This is a genomic window from Kitasatospora sp. NPDC058406 (assembly GCF_042722765.1).
Taxonomy (GTDB): Bacteria; Actinomycetota; Actinomycetes; order Streptomycetales; family Streptomycetaceae; genus Kitasatospora.
The window spans coordinates 1-4,200 of the sequence record NZ_JBHXKE010000425.1; the positions used below are offsets into that span (position 1 = coordinate 1).

Below are 4,200 nucleotides of genomic sequence, written 5' to 3' on the forward strand. Positions count from 1 at the left end.
GGGCGCGCGCTCGCAGCCGACCGGCGGCGAGCAGGCGGTTGATGGTGCCGGCGGCTTCGGCGAGCTCGTCGGTGCGGAAACAACTCGGCCGGCCGGCCCGGTTCCGACGTGCTCAGAACCAGGGGAACCAGGGCTTAGTTGTTGGGTCCCCCTTTGGTGTTGGAGGGCGTGGGGATACCGGGGATCCCGGGGATGGTGGGGGTGTCGCCCCCTTTGGGCGGATCCGCCGCCTTGGTCATCAGCCCGATCGAGGTCTGCGGGTCCACCTGGGTCCCGGCCTGCGGGGTGGAACTGGTGACCAGCGAGGCCGGGTCCGCCGGACCGAACACGATGGTGTACTTCAGGCCCGCGGTCTCCAGCTGCTTGATGGCGTCCCTGAGGACGACGTTCGTCAGCGGCGGGACGGTGACCTTGTCCGGCGCCTTGAAGACGGTCAGCTGGATCTTCGAGGCCGCCGCGACCTTGCTGTTGGCCGTCGGCGTCTGCGAGGCCACGGTGTTGACCTTGCTCGGGTCGTTGGTCGTGGTGGTCTTCGAGGCGTCGACCTGGAAGCCGGCGCTCTCCAGGGTGGCCTGCGCGGCCTCCTTGGGCTGGCCGACCACGTTGGGCACGGCGACCTTCGCCTTGCCCTGCGAGACGGTGAGCTTGATCGGGGCGGTCGGGTCGGCACCCGCGTTGGGGGGCGGGTCCTGGCCGGTGACCTGCTCCAGCGGGGCGTTCTCGTCGTCCTTGTACTCGGAGGTGACGTTGGTGAACCCGGCGTCGGCCAGCGCCTTGACGGCCTGTTCCTTGGTCTTGCCGGTCACGGCCGGCACGGCGGCCTTGGCCGGGCCGGAGGAGAGCTGCACGGTGATCGTGCCGGCCTCCGCGAGCTGGCCGCCGACCGCCGGGTTCTGGGTGCAGACCTGGTCCTTCTTCACCGCGGCGTCCGGGCAGGCGACCTTCTCGCCCTCGGTGACCACCAGCTTGGGACCGGCCTGGGCGGCGAGCGTCTTGGCCTCCGCCAGGCTCTTGCCGACCAGGTTCGGCACCGCGACCTTCGGCGCCTCCTTCGGGGTGTCGCCCTTCGAGTTGCCGAACATCGCCTGCGCGACGAAGAAGGTGCCCACCAGGACGAGGACGGCGGCGACCGCCAGCACGATCCAGGAGGTGTTGCTCTTCTTCGGCGGCTCCCCGCCGCGCCGGCCGCTGCGGCCGTACCCGTCGTCGTAGCCGTCGTTGCCGCCGCCCTGGGCGCCGGCGTAGGTCTGGCCGTACCCGTCGTCGTAGCCGGGGCCCTGGGGCTGCGGGTAGCCGGCCGGGGAGGCCTGCGGCAGCACCGTGGTCGGCCCGCCGGCGGCGTGCTGCGGCAGCATGTTGGTCTGGCCGTACGGGTCGTGCTGCGGGTAGCCGTTCTGGTCGTAGCCGTACCCGGCGGCGCCCATGCCGTAGGCGGCGGCCTGCTGGGCGGCGGCCACCGGCAGGCCGTCGAGGAAGCGCTCGATGTCGTCGCGCATCTCGTCGGCGCTCTGGTAGCGGTAGTCGCGGTCCTTGGCGAGCGCCTTGAGCACGATCGCGTCGACCTCGGGGCGGACCTCGGGGTCGAAGACGGACGGCGGCTGCGCCTCCTCCCGGACGTGCTGGTAGGCGACCGCCACGGGGGAGTCGCCGACGAACGGCGGGCGGACGGTCAGCAGCTCGTAGAGCAGGCAGCCGGTGGAGTAGAGGTCGGACCTGGCGTCCACCTGCTCGCCCTTGGCCTGCTCCGGGGAGAGGTACTGGGCGGTGCCGATGACGGCCGAGGTCTGCGTCATCGTCATGCCGGCGTCGCCCATCGCGCGGGCGATGCCGAAGTCCATGACCTTGACGTTGCCCTGCCGGGTCAGCATGACGTTGGCGGGCTTGATGTCGCGGTGCACGATGCCGGCCCGGTGCGAGTACTCCAGGGCCTGCAGGATGCCGATGGTCATCTCCAGCGCGCGCTCCGGCAGCAGCCGGCGCCCGGAGTGCAGCAGCTCCCGCAGCGTGGACCCCTCGACGTACTCCATCACGATGTACGGGATGGAGATCCCGTCGATGTAGTCCTCGCCGGTGTCGTAGACGGCGACGATGGCGGGGTGGTTGAGTGACGCCGCGGACTGTGCCTCACGACGGAAGCGGGCCTGGAACGACGGATCCCGGGCCATGTCGGCCCGGAGCGTCTTCACTGCGACGGAGCGGCCGAGCCGGGTGTCATGGCCGAGGTACACCTCGGCCATGCCGCCGCGTCCCAGGACGCCGCCGAGCTCGTACCTGCCGCCTAGGCGACGAGGCTCTTCCATAGTTCCGACCCTCTCCCTCACCCGCCGGTGAGGTTCTGACGTAGGTGTCCCCGCACGCTCCCTGTGACGCCGCCCGGGCCCCGGGTGGTTCTGCGTTCAGGACCGTGCGGCGTCTCGCGGGCGGCAACGGGTACACCCGCTGCTGCGGATACGCTACCGGTCGCACCGCGCCGGACCCGAGTCGACCGCAGGCCGATATCAGACCGGTACCCGGACAGGGGTGCCGATCGTGACATTTCACTCACCCGCGGAAGCCGTCCGCGCCCGCCCCGGGGGCCTCCCGGAACGGGCGGAAGCGGTGGATCAGGCGGGCCCAGCGGACCCGGTCGGCCGGGCACGACCGGCCGGACCGGCCGGCTACTTCCCGAGCGTCGCCTGCATCACCGACTTGGCGATCGGCGCGGCCAGCCGGCCGCCGCTGATGCCGTCACGGTTGTTGGAGCCGTCCTCGACCACCACCGCGACCGCGACCGAGCGGCCGTCGGCCGCCTTGGCGTAGGAGGTGAACCAGGCGAACGGCAGACCCGCGTTGTCCTCGCCGTGCTGGGCGGTGCCGGTCTTGCCGCCGACCGTCAGGTCGGGGATCCGGGCGTTCCTGCCGGTGCCGTTCTCGACCACCGAGACCATCATCTCCTGCAGCTTCTGCGCGGTGGCCGGGCTGATCGGCTGCGAGAACTGCTTCTCGGTGTGCTTGGAGATGGTGGTCAGCGAGGCCGAGCGCTCCTGGTCGACCAGGTAGGGCTGCATCAGCGAGCCGTTGTTGGCGATCGCCGCCGTCACCATGGCGATCTGCAGGGGCGTGGCCCGGGTGTCGTGCTGGCCGATGGAGTCGAGCGCGGTGCCGTCCGGGGTGGAGTCGGTCGGGAAGACGCTCTTCTCGGACCGGACGGGGGTGTCCACGGTGCTGTTGAAGCCGAACTTCTCGGCCTGCGCCCGCATCTTGTCCTTGCCCAGGTCCGCGCCGATCTTGCCGTAGACCGTGTTGCAGGACTGGTCCATGCCGGACTTGAGCGTGGCGTTCTCGCACTGCTCCTTGTCGGACTCGTTCTTCAGCTCGGTCTTGGTGCCGGGCAGGACGTACGGGTTCGGCGTCTTGGTGGCGTCGTCGATGTTCTGGTAGAGGCCGTTCTCGAACGCCGCCGCCGCGGTGACCAGCTTGAAGGTCGAGCCCGGCGGGTAGGTCTCGCGCAGCGCCCGGTTGAGCATCGGCTTGTTCGGGTCGGCGTTGAGGTCCGTCCACGCCTTGGAGTCGGCGGACTCGTTGCCGGCGAAGACACCGGGGTCGTACGACGGCGTGGAGACCAGGGCCAGGATCGCGCCCGTGCGCGGGTCGAGCGCGACGACCGCGCCCTTCTTGTTGCCGAGCCCCTCGAAGGCGGCCTTCTGGGCCTTGGCGTTGATGGTGGTGACGACGTCACCGCCCTTCTTCGGCTCCCCGGTCAGCATGTCCAGGGTGTTGCGGAAGAAGAGCCGGTCGTCGTTGCCGGAGAGCACGCCGTCCTCCAGCTGCTCCAGCTGGCTGGCCCCGAAGGCCTGCGAGGAGTAGCCGGTGACCGGCGCGTACATCGGGCCGTCGACCCAGGACCGCTTGTACTTGTAGCGCAGGCCGTTGACGAAGGCGGACTGGGTGACCGGCTGGCCGTCGACGATGATGTTGCCGCGCGGGTGGGCGTACCGGTCGTAGACCTGGCGCTTGTTGTTCTTGTTGGTGGCCCAGGCGTCGGCCTGGACGCCCTGCACCCAGTTGGTGCGCACCATGAGGGCCAGGATCAGGACGAGACAGAAGATCGAGACCCGGCGGATCGGCTTGTTCACGAGGCTGCTCCCCCCTGGAGCTCGCTGGCGGGAGCGGGTTCCACGCCCGGGCGGCGGGCGCTGTCGCTGATCTTCAGCAGGATCG

At 70.4% G+C, this 4,200-nt stretch carries 2 protein-coding genes; both read right to left on the minus strand.

All coding sequences use genetic code 11. From position 1 onward, the window contains the following. Positions 1 to 134 precede the first annotated feature (134 nt). Positions 135 to 2,300 carry a Stk1 family PASTA domain-containing Ser/Thr kinase gene (gene pknB / locus ACFWOG_RS39895; protein WP_329949611.1) on the minus strand — a complete coding sequence of 722 codons (2,166 nt, stop codon included), beginning with the start codon at positions 2,298 to 2,300 and terminating at the stop codon, positions 135 to 137. Between the two features lie 357 nt (positions 2,301 to 2,657). Further along, complete coding sequence (locus tag ACFWOG_RS39900) at positions 2,658 to 4,115, minus strand: penicillin-binding transpeptidase domain-containing protein (RefSeq protein WP_329949612.1); 1,458 nt, start codon at positions 4,113 to 4,115, stop codon at positions 2,658 to 2,660. Positions 4,116 to 4,200 lie beyond the last annotated feature (85 nt).

Bases quoted from the DNA above. Each gene is read 5' to 3' on its own strand.
- pknB (WP_329949611.1), bottom strand. From the start codon at position 2,300: ATGGAAGAGCCTCGTCGCCTAGGCGGCAGGTACGAGCTCGGCGGCGTC.